19 protein-coding genes are annotated in these 18363 nt (G+C 56.2%); 13 read left to right on the top strand and 6 right to left on the bottom strand.

Going from position 1 to position 18363, the window contains the following annotated elements; translation table 11 throughout:
- Window positions 1-81: 81 nt before the first annotated feature.
- Window positions 82-1437, bottom strand: coding sequence for an aldehyde dehydrogenase family protein (locus QEN58_RS14615; protein ID WP_280104351.1), 1356 nt, complete (start codon window positions 1435-1437; stop codon window positions 82-84).
- A 197-nt stretch (window positions 1438-1634) separates the two neighbouring features.
- Between QEN58_RS14615 and QEN58_RS14610 the strand changes: the two genes are divergently transcribed.
- From QEN58_RS14610 to lpxL, 12 genes are all read left to right on the top strand, one after another.
- Window positions 1635-2783, top strand: a complete 1149-nt coding sequence (locus QEN58_RS14610; RefSeq protein WP_280104350.1) for a GNAT family N-acetyltransferase — start codon at window positions 1635-1637, stop codon at window positions 2781-2783.
- 168 nt (window positions 2784-2951) lie between these two features.
- Window positions 2952-3290 carry a cell division protein FtsB gene (gene ftsB / locus QEN58_RS14605; protein ID WP_280104349.1) on the top strand — a complete coding sequence of 113 codons (339 nt, stop codon included), beginning with the start codon at window positions 2952-2954 and terminating at the stop codon, window positions 3288-3290.
- Window positions 3287-3994 (top strand): 2-C-methyl-D-erythritol 4-phosphate cytidylyltransferase, encoded by a 708-nt coding sequence (gene ispD, locus QEN58_RS14600; protein WP_280104348.1) that lies wholly within the window; start codon window positions 3287-3289, stop codon window positions 3992-3994. Before ftsB ends, ispD begins: the two co-directional genes overlap by 4 nt.
- Before the next feature lie 16 nt (window positions 3995-4010).
- Complete coding sequence (gene ispF, locus QEN58_RS14595) at window positions 4011-4499, top strand: 2-C-methyl-D-erythritol 2,4-cyclodiphosphate synthase (RefSeq protein WP_280104347.1); 489 nt, start codon at window positions 4011-4013, stop codon at window positions 4497-4499.
- Window positions 4492-5523: a tRNA pseudouridine(13) synthase TruD gene (gene truD, locus QEN58_RS14590; RefSeq protein WP_280104346.1), complete on the top strand. Its 1032-nt coding sequence runs from the start codon at window positions 4492-4494 to the stop codon at window positions 5521-5523. Before ispF ends, truD begins: the two co-directional genes overlap by 8 nt.
- A gap of 113 nt (window positions 5524-5636) precedes the next feature.
- Complete coding sequence (surE, locus tag QEN58_RS14585; protein ID WP_280104345.1) at window positions 5637-6383, top strand: 5'/3'-nucleotidase SurE; 747 nt, start codon at window positions 5637-5639, stop codon at window positions 6381-6383.
- On the top strand, window positions 6370-7047 hold the full coding sequence (locus QEN58_RS14580) for a protein-L-isoaspartate(D-aspartate) O-methyltransferase (protein ID WP_280104344.1): 678 nt from the start codon (window positions 6370-6372) through the stop codon (window positions 7045-7047). The genes surE and QEN58_RS14580 overlap by 14 nt, the downstream gene beginning before the upstream one ends.
- Entirely contained in the window at window positions 7044-8003 is a 960-nt protein-coding gene (locus tag QEN58_RS14575) for a DUF368 domain-containing protein (RefSeq protein WP_280104343.1), read from the top strand. The genes QEN58_RS14580 and QEN58_RS14575 overlap by 4 nt, the downstream gene beginning before the upstream one ends.
- Before the next feature lie 6 nt (window positions 8004-8009).
- Window positions 8010-9065 (top strand): peptidoglycan DD-metalloendopeptidase family protein, encoded by a 1056-nt coding sequence (locus QEN58_RS14570; protein WP_280104342.1) that lies wholly within the window; start codon window positions 8010-8012, stop codon window positions 9063-9065.
- Window positions 9066-9231: 166 nt separating this feature from the next.
- Window positions 9232-10206 (top strand): RNA polymerase sigma factor RpoS, encoded by a 975-nt coding sequence (gene rpoS, locus QEN58_RS14565; protein WP_280104341.1) that lies wholly within the window; start codon window positions 9232-9234, stop codon window positions 10204-10206.
- A 105-nt stretch (window positions 10207-10311) separates the two neighbouring features.
- Window positions 10312-11412, top strand: coding sequence for an alanine racemase (gene alr / locus QEN58_RS14560; protein WP_280104340.1), 1101 nt, complete (start codon window positions 10312-10314; stop codon window positions 11410-11412).
- 12 nt (window positions 11413-11424) lie between these two features.
- Window positions 11425-12339 carry an LpxL/LpxP family Kdo(2)-lipid IV(A) lauroyl/palmitoleoyl acyltransferase gene (gene lpxL / locus QEN58_RS14555; RefSeq protein WP_280104339.1) on the top strand — a complete coding sequence of 305 codons (915 nt, stop codon included), beginning with the start codon at window positions 11425-11427 and terminating at the stop codon, window positions 12337-12339.
- Between the two features lie 80 nt (window positions 12340-12419).
- On the opposite strand, the gene speD is transcribed toward lpxL, so the two are convergent.
- The 5 genes from speD to QEN58_RS14530 all read right to left on the bottom strand — a co-directional run bounded on the left by speD (window position 12420) and on the right by QEN58_RS14530 (window position 15827).
- Entirely contained in the window at window positions 12420-13214 is a 795-nt protein-coding gene (speD, locus tag QEN58_RS14550; protein WP_280104338.1) for an adenosylmethionine decarboxylase, read from the bottom strand.
- On the bottom strand, window positions 13211-13639 hold the full coding sequence (locus QEN58_RS14545) for an OsmC family protein (protein ID WP_133729881.1): 429 nt from the start codon (window positions 13637-13639) through the stop codon (window positions 13211-13213). Before QEN58_RS14545 ends, speD begins: the two co-directional genes overlap by 4 nt.
- 71 nt (window positions 13640-13710) lie before the next feature.
- A complete protein-coding gene (locus tag QEN58_RS14540; RefSeq protein ID WP_280104337.1) occupies window positions 13711-14133 on the bottom strand; it encodes a gamma-glutamylcyclotransferase family protein in 423 nt (140 codons plus the stop codon).
- Window positions 14134-14136: 3 nt separating this feature from the next.
- Window positions 14137-14805, bottom strand: coding sequence for an N-acetylmuramate alpha-1-phosphate uridylyltransferase MurU (murU, locus tag QEN58_RS14535; RefSeq protein WP_280104336.1), 669 nt, complete (start codon window positions 14803-14805; stop codon window positions 14137-14139).
- Window positions 14802-15827, bottom strand: a complete 1026-nt coding sequence (locus QEN58_RS14530) for an aminoglycoside phosphotransferase family protein (protein ID WP_280104335.1) — start codon at window positions 15825-15827, stop codon at window positions 14802-14804. The genes murU and QEN58_RS14530 overlap by 4 nt, the downstream gene beginning before the upstream one ends.
- A 70-nt stretch (window positions 15828-15897) precedes the next feature.
- Here QEN58_RS14530 and QEN58_RS14525 point away from each other — a divergent pair, with 70 nt between their 5' ends.
- Window positions 15898-18330 carry an LPS-assembly protein LptD gene (locus tag QEN58_RS14525; RefSeq protein ID WP_280104334.1) on the top strand — a complete coding sequence of 811 codons (2433 nt, stop codon included), beginning with the start codon at window positions 15898-15900 and terminating at the stop codon, window positions 18328-18330.
- The last annotated feature ends 33 nt before the right edge of the window (window positions 18331-18363 follow it).

The following is an 18363-nucleotide window of genomic DNA, read 5'->3' as shown; positions in this document are numbered from 1 at the left end:
CCACCGAAGAGGATTAAGTAAATATATCGTACAAGAGTTATACCAATGAATAATTATCTATCGGTCATTAACCCACAAGCTTTAGCCAAGACCTATAAGTTTTATTAGCCAGCGTCGATAAGGTGGGTAAAGTAGGCGGCTAGTGGTTCGTTTGGCTTGATAAAAAACGCTGCGCATGTGGCTAAAACGCTCAAAGCCGTGACGGCCATGGTAAGCACCCATGCCGCTCTCGCCAACGCCGCCAAAGGGCAGTGAAGGAACGGCGTGATGAAGCAGCGTGGCATTAAACACCAGCGCGCCAGAGCGTGTTGTTTGCAGCAACTGCTGTTGTAAGCCCTTATCATTTGTAAAGGCATACAGTGCTAACGGGTGAGGGCGGGCGTTCACATAACGTATTGCCGCTGACATATCGCTTACGCCAATGACCGGTAAACAGCGGCCAAAAATCTCTTCGCGCATCATCTGTAGCCCCTGGTGAGGGTCGATAATCAGCGCAGGCGCATGAGGTCCGTGATCGACGACTCTGCAGCTATGGTCTTGGGCTTCTTGCAGCATGGTATCTAGCCGCTGCTGGTGGGCCGCGTTAATCGCGTGGGTGGCTGCATGGTCGTCGGGGCGCTGCCGTTGAATAGCCTCGCTCAACGCTTTAACCAAGGCACTAATATGGCGGCTCTCAACCAGCACATAGTCGGGGGCGATACAGGTTTGCCCGCCGTTCATGCCTTTACCAAAAATAATATCCGCTGCCGCTTTAGCAAAATCCGCATCCCCTGCCACGATAGCGGGCGACTTGCCGCCTAATTCGAGTGTCGTTGGGGTCAAGTTCGCCGCGGCTGCTTGGGCCACTTGCCGGCCTACCGCGCTGGAGCCGGTGAACACTAAGTGATCGAACGGCAAACCGCTAAAACGACGCGCCACATCCACATCGCCTTCCACTACTTTGAACTCTTCGGGAGAAAAGTATTGCGGCACCAGTTGTTTCAGCAGAGCGCTGGTGGCAGGGGAGTGCTCGCTAGGCTTAAGCATCACCACATTGCCCGCTGCAAACGCATCCACTATTGGCATTAGTGCCAAACTCCAGGGGTAATTCCAGGGCGACATCACGCCGATAACGCCCAACGGTTGCGGTGCGATGCGTGCCCGGGCAGGCAACAATCGCCACGCTACGTTCACCGACCGGGGGCGCATCCAGCGCCATAGATGCAGTCTGGAGTGGCGAATAGCGTGGAGCACCGCGCTGATTTCAGCTATACGTATTTCCACGTCGCTGCGCTGACCAAAATCCGTTTGAATTGCGCGGATAATCTCAAGCTGGTGATGCTTGGTCATACGCGCGAGGCGGGCCAGCCGGTCACGGCGCTCCGTTAGCGTCGGATAGGGCGTTTGGTCGGCAGCCTGGCGCTGCGTTTGAAAGTCACCCGTCAGATCGCGCGTCATGGCCTCTCCTTATATGCCGTTACCGGCGTGGCATGGTGCAGTACAGTGCAAACTAAGCTTCGCATCCGCTTTCGTTGGTACAGCCCGTTGATGCAGTCAGTAGATATAGATAAAAGGTGTGGATAGTTAGTGTAAACGGTTTATATAAACAGTTAGTGTAAAGTGGCATTTTAGCCCCACACACTCGGAAAGGTGCTATGCCGTTGCCCCCACTGTCGATCACTATTCTACCCACCATTGAGGCCGTTACGGCAAGTCAGTGGGATTCACTGGTCGATGATGATCAGCCCTTTTTACGTCATGGTTTTTTACACGCCCTGGAGGCCAGTGGCTCTGTCAGCGTCGCTACAGGCTGGGAGCCGTGCCATTTGAGTGTATGGCAAGGCGAGCAACTGGTCGCGGCGCTGCCCATGTATCGCAAGCATCACTCCTACGGCGAGTATGTGTTTGATTGGGGCTGGGCAGAAGCGCTAGAACGCGCCGGTGGCCGCTACTACCCCAAAGCGCTCAGTGCGGTACCGTTCACGCCGGTGCCAGGCGCGCGCACGCTAATCGCCAGCCACGCCGATGCCAGTGCCGTGCGCGCTTTGCTGGCCGAGGCTTGGCGTGAACAGTGCGAAAACCTTGAGCTGTCTAGCTGGCACTTGCTGTTTGCCGATGAATCGGATGTTACCGCCTGGCAGGCCCAGTGCCCGGAACTGATCACCCGTGAAGGGGTACAGTTTCAGTGGCGTGATTGTGGCTTTGGTGATTTTGAGGGCTTTCTATCCAGCCTGACCTCTAAGCGGCGCAAAATGATCAAGCGTGAGCGACGCTTGGTCGCCGAGCAGGGTTTACAGGTAGCGCGCCGGGAAGGCGATGCGATTACATCAGCGGATATGGCGCATTTCTATCGCTGCTATGCGATTACCTACCATGAACGAGGCCGCCCGCCTTATTTAAACCATGACTTTTTTGAGCGCCTGCGCCAAACCATGCCCGACGCGCTGATGCTGGTACAAGCCTACGTTGAAGAGCGCCCGGTGGCGGCTGCGCTCTATTTTCGTGGCACTAGCACACTCTATGGGCGTTACTGGGGGAGTGAAGTCGTTGCCGATTGCCTGCATTTTGAGGCGTGTTATTACCAAGGCATTGAGTACTGCTTGCAGCGTGGCTTAACGCTGTTTGACCCAGGCACCCAGGGCGAGCACAAGCTGGTGCGCGGGTTTGCACCCCAGCGCGTGCGCTCACTGCACTATATTAGCCACCCAGGGCTTGCCGCCGGTGTTGCCCAGTTTTGTCATGAAGAGGGCGAGCATGTCAGCGCCTACCGTGATGCGGCCTATCAAGCGCTGCCATTTAAGTAGTTATTTAAGCTGTTATTTAAATGATGCGCGGCTCGCTGGTGGTGCGCCTTGATGGCATAATGCGCGCCAATCAGCGCGTCTATTTGAAACAACCGCTGTTTTAATACGTCATTTTATATTTTTAGCCTGGTCGATAGGCTGGAAGAGATAGGTTATCGGAGAGCAGTGATGCGCAAATGGTTAGTGATGACATTGCTCGCTGTCTTAGCGCTGCTCCAATACGAGCTGTGGTTGGGCAACGGCGGCTGGCGCGATTTGCAGCACGTGGAGCAGCGGGTTGCGGTGCAAGAGGCGGCCAATGTGCCCATGCGCGAGCGCAATGCGCGGCTGGCGGCCGAAGTGACGGACTTAAAAACCGGGTTAGACGCCATTGAGGAGCGTGCCCGCAGCGATATGGGTATGGTACGCACCGACGAACAGTTCTTCTGGGTGCCGGGGGTAGCGATCCAAAATGAGTTGATCGGCATCAATGCAGGGCTAGTCGCTCCCCAGGAGCCACCGCAGTGAGTCAAACCTGGTTAATTGTTCCCGCGGCAGGTCAAGGACGCCGCATGGGCGCCGACAAACCCAAACAGTATTTGACCTTGGCCGACGAGCAGCCGGTGCTGGCGCATACCTTGGCGCGCCTTCATAGCGCTTTTCCTAGTGCTCGCTTGGTGCTCTGTTTGGATGCCGACGACCACTGGTTTTCGCCACGCTGGGTGCCTTTTACTGATTGGCAGCGTGTGGCGGGCGGTAGCGAACGAATGGACAGCGTGTTAAATGCACTGCATGCCATGGCGGCCGACGATGATGACGTGGTAATGGTGCATGATGTGGCCCGTCCCTGTATTACCTTGGGTGATCTCCAGGCGCTGTATCAGGCCGCTGCGACGCACCCTGCAGGCGCGCTCTTGGCGATGCCGGTGGCGGATACCATGAAACGCGCCGATGACCAGTGTCAGAGTGCACAAACCGAACCCCGGGATGGCTTGTGGCACGCGCTAACGCCCCAAGGCTTTCGCTACGCGCTGCTGCGGCGAGCGCTGGAGACCGCCCGCCAGCAGCAAACGCTGGTGACCGATGAAGCTTCGGCGGTTGAAGCCCTGGGCGAATGCCCACAGTTGGTAAGCGGGCGCCGCGACAACCTGAAAATTACCCACCCGGATGACTTGGCGCTTGCAGCCGCGATTATGGCGGCCCAAACCACTAGCGCGTCCGGCGGGCTTTAATCATTAGGAGTTCATAATGCGTATCGGCCACGGATTCGATGTACATCGCTTCGGCCCCGGCGATCATTTAATGATCGGCGGGGTTAAACTTCCGTTTGAACACGGCTTTGTGGCCCACTCCGACGGTGATGTGCTGCTCCACGCTGTCAGTGATGCACTGTTGGGCGCCTGTGCGCTGGGCGATATTGGCCGCCACTTTCCCGATACTGATTCCGCGTGGGCAGGGGCCGACAGCCGCGAGCTGTTGCGTCATGTGGTCACGCTTATTCAAGGCCAGGGCTATGGAGTGGTCAATGTCGACACCACGCTGATGGCCCAAGCGCCGAAAATGGCGCCGCATATCGAGGCAATGCGGGAGGTTATTGCCGCTGATCTTGGGGTCGCGCTTGGTCAGGTCAATGTTAAAGCCACCACCACCGAACGATTAGGTTTCACCGGACGCGGTGAAGGCATCGCCGCGGAAGCTGTGGTGCTGCTTAACCTTACCGAGACGCTTAATGATTAATATGCCTGAATGGCAGCGCTGTTTAGATGCTCAATTTGGCTCTCCCAAGCCTGGACAGTACCGTGCACAGCCGGAAGACTTCTGGGTCGATGAACAGCTTGATTTTACCCCCGAGGCACACGGTGAACATCTGTGGCTGCGAGTTGAAAAGCGCAATCAAACCACGTTGGATGTCGTCAAGACCTTAAGCCGGCTTTGCGGCGTGACACCCCGCGATATTGGTTATTCTGGCATGAAGGACCGTATTGCCGTCACACGCCAGTGGCTGAGCGTGCATCTACCCGGCCGCGACGCGCCGCCAGAGCTTGAGCAGTCCCTTCAAGCGCTAGGCATTACGGTGGTTGAACAGGCGCGGCATCCACGGAAGTTGAAGCGTGGCGTTCACCGCACTAATCGGTTTGTGTTGCGTCTGAGCGGTGAGGCCATTGAGAGCGAAGATTTTGTGGGTCGCTGGGAAGCCCTTTGTCAGTATGGCGTGCCTAACTATTTTGGCCCCCAGCGCTTTGGGCCTGAAGGGCGTAATCTTCAGCGTGCCGAAGCATTACTTTACCGAGGTTGGCGCAAACGCGATGATCGCCAGGGTATGATGCTCTCCACGGCGCGCAGTTTTTTGTTTAACGAATTGCTCAGCGCGCGCATTGCGGATGGCACCTGGTCGCAGCCGCTGGCAGGCGATACGTTGATGCTGGATGGCACGCAAAGCGTGTTTCGTATCGACGCCTCCGATGCGACCCTACAGGCCCGTGCCGCTGAATTGGATGTGCATCCCACTGGGGTGCTTTGGGGCGTTGGTGAAGCAGACCAGGGCGACGCCGCTGACTATGAAGCTCGTCTGCTTGAGCACTACCCTGGCCTGTGCAGTGGCTTAGAGCGCAGCGGAGTAAAGCAGGCGCGCCGTGCACTGCGTATGCGGCTGCTGGATCCTCAGCTTACCAGGGAGTCTGGTGCCGTCCGGCTTTCGTTTGCACTGCCTCGGGGTAGCTTTGCCACTGCCGTGCTGGGGGAGCTGATGTTAGCGAACTGATAGCCGTGGGTGGACTCAGTCGTTAGCGCTGTGTAACTAATAAGGCCTAGCGGTTAGTAAAAGTGATGGGTATAAGCCGCCACGTTACGCGCTTATGATCAAGGAGACCCGCCATGCGGCGACTACTGCTTTCAAATGATGATGGTGTTCACGCGCCGGGACTGCGTGCGCTGCACGATGCGCTGTTGGCCCATGCCAATATTCGCGTAGTGGCTCCTGACCGAGACCGTAGTGGTGCCAGCAACTCGCTCACTTTGTCACGGCCACTCTCGTTGACGCCGCTGGATAACGGCTTTTATAGCGTCGATGGCACGCCCGCGGACTGCGTCTATTTGGGCGTTCATGGCGTATGGGACGAAAAACCTGATTTAGTCATCTCAGGCATTAATCACGGCAGTAATCTGGGTGACGATGTGCTCTATTCAGGCACCGTCGCGGCGGCAATGGAGGGGCGCAATTTGGGTATGACGGCGATTGCCATGTCGCTGTGTGGCGAGCGCCATTTCGCCACCGCCGCCAGGGTGGCTGCCACCTTGATTGGCGCCGCTGATCAGCTCTCGCTACCGCCGCGAACGCTGCTAAATGTCAATGTGCCCGATGTGCCCTGGGAGGAGATTAAAGGCGTAAAAGTGACCCGTTTAGGCTATCGTGGCCCAGCCGAGAAACCGTTAGCGGTAGAAGACCCTCGGGGGCGTACGCGCTACTGGATTGCGCCGGTAGCGGCCAATGCCGATGACGGTGATGATACCGATTTTGCTGCCGTCGAGGCGGGCTATGTGTCGATTACTCCCCTACAAACAGACCTCACGCGGTACCCCGCGCTTAACGATGTGCAGGAATGGTTGGATGTTTTTGCCTGATATCTCTCCAGGAGAGCTGCGCGGTCGTGGTATGACCTCCCAGCGTACCCGTGACCGCATGGTCGAGCGCCTCATGCAGCAGGGCATCAGCGATGCCCGAGTGCTGGAAATCATGGCCAGAGAGCCGCGTCATCTGTTTGTTGATGAAGCGCTGGCTCATCGGGCTTATGAAGATACCGCACTACCGATTGGCTTTAGCCAAACGCTGTCGCAGCCCTTCATCGTGGCGCGCATGACGGAGCTTGTGCTGCGCGCCGAGCCGCTCAGGGTATTGGAACTGGGGACAGGGTCTGGCTATCAGACGTTAATACTGTCGCGCTTGGTCCAAGAACTCTATTCCATTGAGCGCATCAGTGCGCTACATGAGCGTGCGGCAGAGCGTTTAAGACGGCTAGCGGCACCTGCCACTCTGGCGGTGGCAGACGGCGGCTATGGTTGGCCTGACGCCGCGCCATTTGACGTTATTTTGTTAACCGCCTGTGCTCATACGCTGCCTACAGCGCTACTAGAGCAATTGAGCCACGACGGGGTGCTGATCGCTCCGTTGGAAGAGCCCGACGGCAGCCAGTGGCTTACGCAGGTAAAGCGCATTGGCAGTGCCTTTGAAAAACGTCGGCTCGAGCCCGTGCGTTTTGTACCCTTACTGCAAGGAGTAGTGGATTGAAGCGGCAACCCTTAGGAATATTTTTACGAGGCGCAGGGATGGGCGCCGCCGACGCGGTACCCGGCGTATCGGGAGGAACGATTGCGTTTATCAGCGGTATTTATGAAGAGCTGATCAACACGATCAAGCAGTTTGGCCCCAGTGCCATTGGCGCTTGGCGCCGCGGCGGCTGGCGGGCCCTGAGTAACCATTTGAATCTCGCCTTTCTGGTGCCGTTGCTGGCGGGGGTCGCGGTTAGTCTGTTTAGCGTAGCGCATTTAGCGCTCTGGTTGATGGAAGCACACCCGCTGCTGCTGGATGGGTTCTTTTTTGGCCTGGTGGCTGCCTCTGCATTGGTGGTAGGGCAGGCGAGCAATGGCTGGAAGCTGTGGTATTTAGTGCCGCTACTGGTGGGGTTAGTGCTAGCACAAGCGTTGCCCGGCATGATGCCGCTGGTGTTATTAATTGGTAATGAAGCGCTGGTAGTGATGATGGCAGGCTGTATCGCGATTAGCGCCATGCTATTGCCGGGCGTGTCAGGCAGCTTTCTGTTGCTGACTATGGGTCTCTACGGCACCATTATGGGCGCAATTCGCAGTCTGGATATGGGCATTATTGTGCTGTTTGGCATGGGTTGTATGGTGGGATTGGCGCTTTTTTCACGGCTCTTGTCCTGGCTGTTACGGCGCCACCACACCTCAACGATGCAACTGCTGCTGGGGTTTATTGTCGGTTCGCTACCGGTTCTCTGGCCATGGCGCGAGCTATTACGCTACCAAATTGGGCCAGAAGGGCAAATGATACCTCTGGAATACCGCTATTTATTACCCGCCGACTATGCCGTATTGACCGGTGCTTCGGCACAAGTAGCCGGTGTTATCGCGCTAATGGCTGTGGGTGCTCTCATTGTCGTTTTGCTCAACCGACATGCGGATCGTCGGCCAATCGATACCCAGCTTGGCGCTGAAAAGGAGTAGGTTTGTATGCATAAAGGTTATCTACCTAAAGTACTAATGATGTCGGTGCTGACACTCGCCATTGCTGGCTGTGCCAGCCAGCAAGGCAGAAGCCCCCAAGTGCGCGATTTAAGCCAAGCACGTCAGGCGGTTGAAAAATCCCCCCAATATACGGTCAAAGCAGGCGATACCCTGTATGGCATTGCGTGGCAGCACAATATGGATTATCGCCAGCTCGCAGCAATGAATAATATTGATCCGCCCTACCAAATTCGGCCGGGGCAAACGATTGCCCTGCGTGAGGATGCGGCGTCGGCATCAATGGCCAGTAACCAGCCTGCTGATACCTCACGAGGTGGAGGCGCTGTGGCGACCGGGTTGAATCCGCAGGCGGCCTCAGTGGCGAGTGATGACCAGGAGCTGGATTGGTTGCTGCCAGATGAGTCGGCTATTCAGCGTAACCAGCGCCTAACCGCTGAACGCAATGCCGCAGAGCAGGAAGCTGATGAGCCGTCCTCCTCCCCTCAGCCAGAAGTGGTCGCGGCAGTTGATCCTGAGCCCGCCCAACAACCGGCACCTCAGCCATCATCAGAACCTGAACAAGCGCCAGAGTCGCAGCCAGTCTCAGAGCCAGAACCACAGCCCGAAGCTGCTCCAGCCACACAAAGCGCCAGCGTAGATCGCTCTTCACGTACCTATACGCCTGCCGAAACCATTGCTTGGCAGTGGCCTGCCGATGGCAATGTCGTCGGGGCATATGGGCAGGGTGATAGCATCACCGCCGGGATTGATATCGCTGGTAAAAAGGGGCAACCTGTTAAAGCGGCAGGCCCTGGTATCGTGGTCTATGCGGGCAGTGGCGTAAGAGGCTATGGCAACCTGATCCTTCTCAAACACAACGACCAATTCCTTAGTGCGTATGCCCATAACGACAGCCTACGAGTCAGTGAAAATGACGTAGTAGAGGCTGGCGAAGTTATCGCCACGATGGGGGATAGCGATGCAGAAAACGTCAGATTACACTTTGAGGTTCGTCGTGATGGGCAACCTCAAGATCCCATGGACTTTCTGCCTAACCGTTAGTGCACTCACCGGTAGAGCGAGTAAACAGCGTTTAACCTGGATGTTGCCCGAATGGCTATATTCGAGCGTCATATAACAATCGTCACATAACAATATGGTGTGCGTCTTAGCGTGCACTCCTTTGACTTTATAAATGGCGGGTAGGCGACAAACGAGGGGTAAGGCCATGAGTATGTTGGAGAAAGACCTACAGGAGGTTGACCTGGACGCTGCCGAGGAGGCACTTGATGATACCGACGACGATGTTGCGGTAGAAGAAGATGCTTTCGAGAAGGCGCTAGGGCGTGAGGATCGTCAATCGACCCAAAGCTTGGATGCAACGCAAATCTACCTCAACGAAATCGGCTTTTCGCCACTGCTAACGCCAGAAGAAGAAGTTTACTACGGCCGCTTGGCGCGTAAAGGTGACCCTTTGGGTCGCTCGCGGATGATTGAATCCAACCTGCGGCTGGTAGTGAAAATAGCCCGCCGCTATCTGAACCGCGGCTTGACGTTGCTGGATTTGATCGAAGAGGGCAATTTGGGTTTGATTCGCGCGGTAGAGAAGTTTGATCCCGAAAGGGGCTTCCGTTTCTCGACCTACGCCACTTGGTGGATCCGCCAAACCATCGAACGGGCGCTGATGAACCAGACGCGAACGATCCGCTTGCCCATTCACGTAGTCAAAGAACTCAATATTTACCTGCGTGCGGCGCGGGAATTAACCCAAAAATTTGATCATGAAGCTACCGCCGAAGAGATCGCTGATCACCTTGATAAACCGGTCGATGTGGTGAAAAAGATGCTCGGCCTTAATGAGCGAGTGTCGTCGGTCGACTACCCCATGGGTGGCGAGAGTGATAAGCCGCTGATTGATACGTTGGCTGACGATGAGGTTCAAGGCCCAGAGGCACGCCTGGTGGATGGCGATGTCAAAGAGCATGTGGATCTGTGGCTGGATGAGCTGAGCGAAAAACAACGCGAAGTGGTTGTCCGCCGCTTTGGCTTACGTGGCCACGAGTCTGCAACTCTGGAAGAAGTGGGTGCCGAAATTGGTTTAACCCGTGAGCGGGTGCGCCAGATACAGGTCGAAGCACTCAAGAAACTACGTCGTGCATTGGAAAAACAGGGGCTTTCTCTTGAAGCGCTGTTTGAAACCTAAGTGAAGCTTCGGCGAGTGCAAAGCGCAACACCCCTCTAAGCCGAGCGAGTGCCATTGAGCGCTTACTCGGTTTTTTATTGCTAAATCAGGTAAGTGAGAGAGTACATGCGCCCCCTTGTGGCTGACATTGATCTGGACGCGCTGCGTCACAACTATCAATTGGCGTGTCGCTGCGCGCCGCAAAGCCGCTCAGTGGCAGTGATCAAAGCAGATGGGTATGGGCATGGCGCGCTGGCCTGCGCCCAGGCGCTGGAGCACCTAGCCCCGGCGTTTGCCGTCGCCTGTATTGAGGAGGCCCTTACCCTGCGCCAGGGCGGCATTACCCAACCCATTATCCTATTGGAAGGCATCTTCAGCGCCGACGAGCTGACGCTGGTGGACACCCACGGCTTCTGGATTACGGTTCACAGTCAGTGGCAAGTCGATGTCCTGCTAGCGGCTTCACCTAAAAAGCCAATTCCCGTCTGGTTGAAAGTTGACTCCGGCATGCACCGCCTGGGCTTCGACATCGACGAGGCCGCTGCCATCTGGCGTCAGCTTAGCGCCGCTCCGAGCGTGTCTTCGCTCCATCTCATGAGCCACTTTGCCAGCGCCGATTCCCGCGATAACCGTTACTTCAACCAGCAAATGGCGCGTCTTCAGGGGCTTGCTAGCGAGCTAAAAGCGCCGCTGTGTTTGGCCAACTCACCGGCTACCCTGGCGTGGCCAGTGGCCCATGGCGACTGGAACCGGCCAGGTGTGATGCTTTACGGCAGCGACCCCTTGGAAGTCGCCAATGAAATCACCCAGCAGCTGCAGCCCGTGATGACCCTGCGCTCGGAAATCATTGCCTTGCGTGAGCTGGAGGAGGGTGAGCCCGTGGGCTATAGCGGGCGCTGGCGCGCACCGAGGCGCTCACGCATTGCCGTGGTTGCCTGCGGCTACGGCGATGGCTACGACCGCCATGCCCGCGATGGCACACCGGTACTGGTCAACGGCCAGCGCTGCGCGATTGCCGGTAAAGTCTCCATGGATATGTTGACCGTTGATGTGACGGACGTCCCCAATGCCGCGATTGGCAGCGACGTTGTATTGTGGGGCAGGGCCAGCAACGGGGAGGTGCTGTCGGTGGATGAAGTGGCCCGCTACTGCGATACCATCAGCTATACGCTGCTAACAGGGGTACTGCCTCGGGCGCCGCGGCGTTATCATGGGCGTTCTGCTTAAACGGTTGTTTGCATGTCAAAATCACGTTACCCGCGCTCGTTTGCCCACCCGCGTTACTGGCCCACATGGCTCGGTATTGGTGCTATGTATATCGCTGCCTGGTTGCCTTGGCGATTAAAAATGGCCATTGGCAAAGGGCTTGGACTACTCGCCTGGCGCTTTGCCAAACGGCGCCGCCATATCACTGAAACCAATATAGCGCTCTGTTTTCCCGAAAAGAGCCCCGAACAACAGCATCAGCTTGTCAGAGATACCTTTATTGCCAATGGCATTGGACTGATTGAAACCGCAACCGGTTGGTGTCGCGATGGCGAAAGCCTGCGCCACCGTGTCGCTTACATCGGCGAAGAGCATATGGCCCACGCCGAGGCCAAGGGTAAAGGTGTGATCATTGTGGGGGTTCATTTCTCTTCTCTTGATTTAGGGGGGGCGCTGCATGCACTTTTTTTCTCCGCCGATGCGGTTTATCGCCCGCATAACAACCCGCTGTTTGAACGCTTTATGACACGAGCCCGCGGGCGCAATTTTGGTGTCGCCATTGACCGTTACGATCTGCGTGGGGCTGTGCGTCAGCTCAAGGCGGGCCGCATGGTGTGGTACTCACCAGATCAGGATTTTGGCCGCGATGTGAGCGTATTCGCGCCGCTATTTGGCCAGCAGGCCGCCACTATTCGCTTAACGGCCAAGCTTGCCCGTATGACCGGCGCATCAGTGGTGCCGATGATGTTTCACCGCAACCCGGATAATGCCACTTATACCATTGAAAGCCTGCCGGCCCTGGAAGGGTTTCCCAGCGGTGATGAAGTGGCCGATGCCACGCGGGTCAACCAGTTTATTGAACTGGCCATTCGCAAGCACCCCGAGCAGTATCTATGGCTACATCGGCGTTTTAAGACCCGCCCCGAAGGCGAACCTGGGGTTTATTAATCACTCGCGACAGTCATAAAAAAAGCCAGCATTAGCTGGCTTTTGGTTTTCCGGTGCTGCGTTGAGCCCAGATTAGGGGCTTAATCCAAGTTGCGGGAGTAGAAAATTTCCAGCATTTCTTTACGCAGACGACCCTCGATGTCGCGGGCTTCTTCAAAGGTAATGTCGCGACGCGACGTGCCGAACAGGTAGTTATCCAGTTCGAAGTCTTTGAGCAGCATCTTGGTGTGGAACATGTTTTCCTGATACACGTTCACGTCCATCATCTGATACGCATGTTTGGTGTCTTCAGCGAGATAATCTTGAATGGAAGTAATACCGTGATCGATAAACAGTTTCTTGCCATCCACATCGCGGGTAAAGCCGCGCACCCGGTAATCCATGGTAACGATGTCGGAGTCGAAACTATGGATCAGGTAGTTCAGTGCTTTTAACGGGCTGATATGTCCACAGGTGGAAACATCGATATCCAGGCGGAAGGTGCTGATACCGTTGTCGGGGTGCGACTCTGGGTAGCTATGCACCGTAACATGGCTTTTATCCAGGTGCCCAACCACCGTCTTCGGTAGCGGGCCGGGGCCTGGTTGAATTTGCTCCGGTGCCGCCTCATCAAGCTCATGTTCGGCAATCAAAATCGTTACGCTCGCGCCATGGGGCTCGTAGTCCTGGCGGGCGATATTGAGCACATGGGCGCCAATGATGTTGGTGACGTCTTTAAGAATCTGGGTCAAACGCTCGGCGTTATAGAGCTCATCGATATAGTCGATGTAGGCCGCCGTCTGCTCTTCGGTCTTGGCATAACAGATATCGTAAATGTTGAAGCTCAGCGAGCTGGTCAGGTTGTTAAATCCGTGCAGCCGGAGATTGTCTGTCACGTCCGAGCCTCCTCAATAATCTCAAAGGAATGGGTAATCTTAACGCCGCCATTAACGAGCATGATCGATGCACTGCAATATTTTTCAGCGGAGAGTTCAACCGCGCGGGCAACCTGTTTTTCTTTCAGCGCGCGGCCGGTTACCACGAAATGGACGTGGATCTTGGTAAATACGGCGGGCACTTCATCGGCGCGTTCGGCGTCTAGCTCAGCGACGCAGTCGGTCACATCGGCACGTGCTTTATCAAGAATATTCAAGATATCAAAAGCGGTGCAACTACCCATGCCCATCAGCAGCATTTCCATTGGGCGAGGCCCCGTATTACGGCCGCCGTGGTCGGGCGGGCCATCGATCACAACGCTGTGCCCGCTACCGGATTCCGCCACGAATTGGCGGCCTTCTGTCCATTTTACCCGTGCTTTCACGCTGCTCTCCTCATCTAGGCGACGAAAGGTAAGTCGCGCAGCATAACATTTCTTGGCCTGCGCGCCTCTTCTCAGCGCCGCTGTTGAACATTGCTACTGTTCGGCATGCGCCAACCACCCTCATAGATAGCTGGTTTGCCCACCACGCTCGGATTGTAAAGATACACCCAGGCTAGGCCAAAGCAGGTGGTTATCTGCTGGCGGACATATTCCCCCTCGGACGGTGCATCAATGCGGTAATCCTCTAACCGGTCTAGCTGGGCTAGGTGGTCGACGTTGATCCGATAAACTTCTATTGTGACCCCTTTTGACGGTTGCCATTTGGCGCCGGGGTAGGGGCCGATATCGTAGAGCGTGAGCACTGGGGTAATGTCACTTCCGAGCAGAGTGGCGCTTTTTAACCAGTAGGCATTGTTGAAACCTTGCTTGAGCGTGCCATAGACCGCAACCCGTGGCGTGTCAGCGATGGCTTCACGTAAATAGCGAAGAAGCATAGGTTAACCTCTTTTGCCCTGTAGCTGGTTTTCCAGTGCGGCCAGTCGTTCGGGGGTTCCTACATCGACCCATGGCCCTGTGTAGCATTCACCGCTTACCCGATGGTTATCAATGGCAGCTCTGAGCAGTGGCGCCAAGGCAAAGGCGCCCTGGGGTTGACCGGCTAACAGGGCGGGGTGAATCACGCCGATTCCCGCGTAGGTCAATCGCTCGGTGCTGGTTAGATTAATGCGTCCTTCCGCTAGTCCAAAATCCCCATTCAAGTGGTGTGAAGGGTTTTCCACCAGTACCAAATGCGCCAAATCGTCGCCATGGAGTGCGTGTTGGGCGGGTAGTGCCGCGCACCAAACGTCACCGTTGACTAACAGAAACGGCGACTCGCCAAGTAGCGGCAACGCTTGCTGAATGCCGCCGCCGGTTTCCAGCGGCGCTGTTTCCCGACTCCAGTGAATGCGCAGCCCATAGGCGTCACCGTCGCCGAGCGCGTCAATAATCTGATCTGCACGGTAGCTGACGTTGATGACGACCTCATGAATATTCGCCTCGCGAAGACGCTCCAGGTGGTGCACGATCAGCGGCTTGCCAGCGACGGGCAACAGCGGCTTGGGGCAGTGGTCAGTGAGTGGGCGCATCCGCTTGCCTAGGCCTGCGGCTAAAATCATCGCCTTCATGACGGCATTTCCGCTAGTCGTTTCATAATGGCAGGCCGTAAGGTGAGTTTGACCCACTCTGCGAACGCCACCTTCTCGGGTACATTGGAGAAGGAGAGCGCAGAGAGACTATCTTCCAGATGATCAAGAAAGTGCGGTAAGCGTTCCAGATAACCACTTTTTTGATCACGCAGGGTTAAACGGCAGAAAATCCCCAGTACTTTTAGCGAGCGCTGGGCGGCCATGGCGTGGCATTGGGAGAGAAAAGTGGCAAAATCGACGCTGCTAGTGAGTCGGCCATCGCGGAGAGCCTGGTGATAAAATGTCTCGACAAAATCGGCAAACTTTTCGCTGCTAAAGCGGCAGTAGCGCCCCCGCAGCAGTGAGATCACATCGTAGCTGAGCGGACCCGCCACGGCGTCTTGAAAGTCGATCATAAACAGACGCTGATCGTGCATCATCAGGTTCATGGCATCATAATCACGGTGCACAGTGACCACCGGCTGCGCTAAGGCGTGCTGGATAAGCTGCTCGCGAATGGCTTGCCAGCTTTCTGGAGGTGACAGCGTTAACCAAGCGCTGAGACACCACTCGGGAAATAGGTCGAGCTCGCGGCCCAGCAGCGCCGCATCATAAGCAGGTAGTGAGTCAGGGTTTGCGCGGTTTTGCAGCTCGGCGATCAGCGTGAGAGCCTGCGCATGGTAAGTCTGTGTGGTAGCGTCGTCGCTAAATAAACGCTGTAGCGGCGTATTGCCCAAGTCTTCTAGCAGAAGAAAACCCTCCGCTAGGTTGGTGGCGTGCACCTTGGGAACCGGTAGCCCGGCGCTGCGCCATCGCTTGGCGATCGCCACAAACGGCTGGGAGTCCTCTTGCTCTGGAGGTGCATCCATGACCATTTGGGTGGTGCCGTCGGGTAGCGTTAGGCGAAAATAGCGCCGAAAACTCGCGTCACCCACGGCGGAGGAAAGCGAAATATCGGCCTTGATTAGGCCATTTTGTTGGGCAGCCCACGTGGTGAGGGCGTTAATCCGATATGAGGACATGCAAGCTCCTTGCTGGTCGGGCATCATGCGGGCTGTATAATACCGATTCTGGATGCCAAGGATAACGAACATGGGCAAGCGATTTTCGCGCACGTTGCCGGTTGCGCATACGCTAATGGGCAGTTTGCTTGCTGGCGCCTCGTTTACGGCGGTGGCTCAAGGGGAGGCCTTATCAGCTAAAGCGTTGGATTGGCAACCCTGGGGGAAAGAGGAAGCGGCTAATCAACTGTGCCGTGGGCGCTACGTCATGCCCAGCTACCGCTTACCCGCGGAAGAAAACCCGGAGACCCTCTCACTTGAGGCCAGCGACGTCGATTATGCTGCCAATGGCGAGGCGTTGCTACGCGGTGATGTTGTACTACGCCGCGGCAATGAGGAAGTGGAAGCGGAGCGGATCTTTTTACCCGCCGACCGCCAGCAGATCGATGCTGAAGGCAATATCGCCATACGCGACGGGCTAGCTTTGGTACGTGGCGAACAGGCGATGCTAAGGCTTAACGAAGATCGGGCCACCCTGGATAATAGCCACTATGTGCTTTACGACCAGCACCTACGCGGTCAGGCTCGCCAGCTAGAGCAAACCGGGGAGAGCGAGTACCGCCTGCAAGACGCAAGCTTTACTACCTGTGACCCCGGCGCCAATAGTTGGCAATTGGTCAGCAGTGATATTCGCCTGAACCAGGCCGAAGGCTTTGGCACTGCACGTCATGCGCGTCTGAAAGTGAAGGATGTGCCGGTATTTTATTGGCCATGGTTACGCTTTCCCATCGACGATCGCCGACACACAGGTCTGTTGACGCCCTCCTTTAGTTTCTCAACAGATAGTTTGGACTTCACTCAACCGTTTTATTGGAATATCGCGCCCAATCGTGATGCGACTATCACGCCGCGCTGGATGAGCGATCACGGCTTGCTGATGAACGGTGAGTACCGCTACCTGTTTGAAGAGAGTGCGGGTATCGTTGAAGGTGGCTATTTAAGTAGCGATAAAGGCGGCTCTGGCGGCGGTGAAAATCGCTTCGAAGGCGAGGATCGCTGGTATGTGGATGCCCGCCATGCTGGTCGTATTAACGCACGTAGTAATTACCGCTTGGGGTACGGTGCAGCCAGCGACGGTCGCTATTTCGATGATTTTGGTGGCGAGTTTGGCGACAATGATCGCGCTAGTATGGAACGCTTGGCCCAGGTCGATTACCGTGGTGAACGCTGGCAGCTTGATGCCCGGGCTCAAGGATTTCAGCGCTTGGAAGACCCGCTCAACGAACGCGATAAGCCTTTCTATCGCCTGCCGAGCTTAAGCGCCAATGCCAGTTGGCAGTTGGGCAACGGTTTCTATAGCCAATGGCGCTCCAATGCGACCTATTTCTGGCGGGATGTGAACGAACAGCGAGTGATTGAACGTGAGGCCGCCACGGGTAGTCGTGTGCACTTAACGCCAGCCCTGGGTTGGCGGTTTGAGCGCCCATGGGGCTACCTGGAGCCACGAACAGAGCTTTGGCACACCGACTATCAATTGGATTACGGAAACCGGGCTACCCAGAACAGCGAATCGCCCAGTCGCAGTATTGCGGTAACGTCGGTGGACAGTGGTTTGGCATTTGATCGTGAGCTCTCTCTGGGCGGGCGCGACTATCGCCAAACCTTAGAGCCGCGTTTGAACTACGCCTATGTACCGCGCACTGACCAGAGCGAGCTACCCGATTTCGATAGCCGCGAGCGCCCTTTCTCCTGGAATCAGCTGTGGTCGGCCCAACGCTTTTCCGGCGCTGACCGCGTGGGTGATCTTAATCGTCTCTCTTACGGCGTGGAGTCGCGCTTGCTTGAAGACGCGTCCGGTCGTGATCGGCTCTCGTTCGGGATAGGCCAGAGCGTTTACTTTGATGATCGTCGAATTGATATTGTGGGCGATGCTGACACGCTACCGCCGCGTACCGACGGTGAGCGTTATTACCAGGCCACGCGCGATAAATCGCCGCTGGTCACACGCATCGACTGGCAGATTAGTGACCGCTGGAGCACTGGTTACGATCTGCTCTACGACGATAACCTCGACCGCACTGAGCGCTCGAGCGTGGATGTGCGCTATCGCCACCCTCAAGGCCACGTAGTCAACCTTGGCTACCATTGGGAAATCCAAAACTTCGACCCTGGCGTAGAACCCAGTGATGACAGCTTTCGCAACTACGATCGTGAAGAGTGGGATCTGTCATTTGCGTGGAAGGCAAGCCCGCAGATTGATCTGATCGGCCGTTACATTCACGATCAAACCAATGACCGCTCGCTTGAGCAACTGGCGGGCGTACAGTGGAGCGACTGCTGCTATGGCTTGCAGTTAGTATGGCGGGAATGGGTCGATGACAATGACAACGCACGTATCGATGATGACCTTACCGATCGCGGGCTATTTTTGCGCTTTGTATTCCGAGGTTTAGGCGGCGTTGGTCAGGAGGCGGATAGCTATTTTGAACAGAATATCCCTGGCTATCGTCCGACTGCCCTGTAAATGACTTCCATAGAATGGCTAATGAAAGAGACG

The organism is Halomonas alkaliantarctica (genome assembly GCF_029854215.1).
GTDB lineage: Bacteria > Pseudomonadota > Gammaproteobacteria > Pseudomonadales > Halomonadaceae > Vreelandella > Vreelandella alkaliantarctica_A.
The sequence above is the reverse complement of the archived record's forward strand: the minus strand, read 5'-3'. Positions and strand labels throughout refer to the sequence as shown.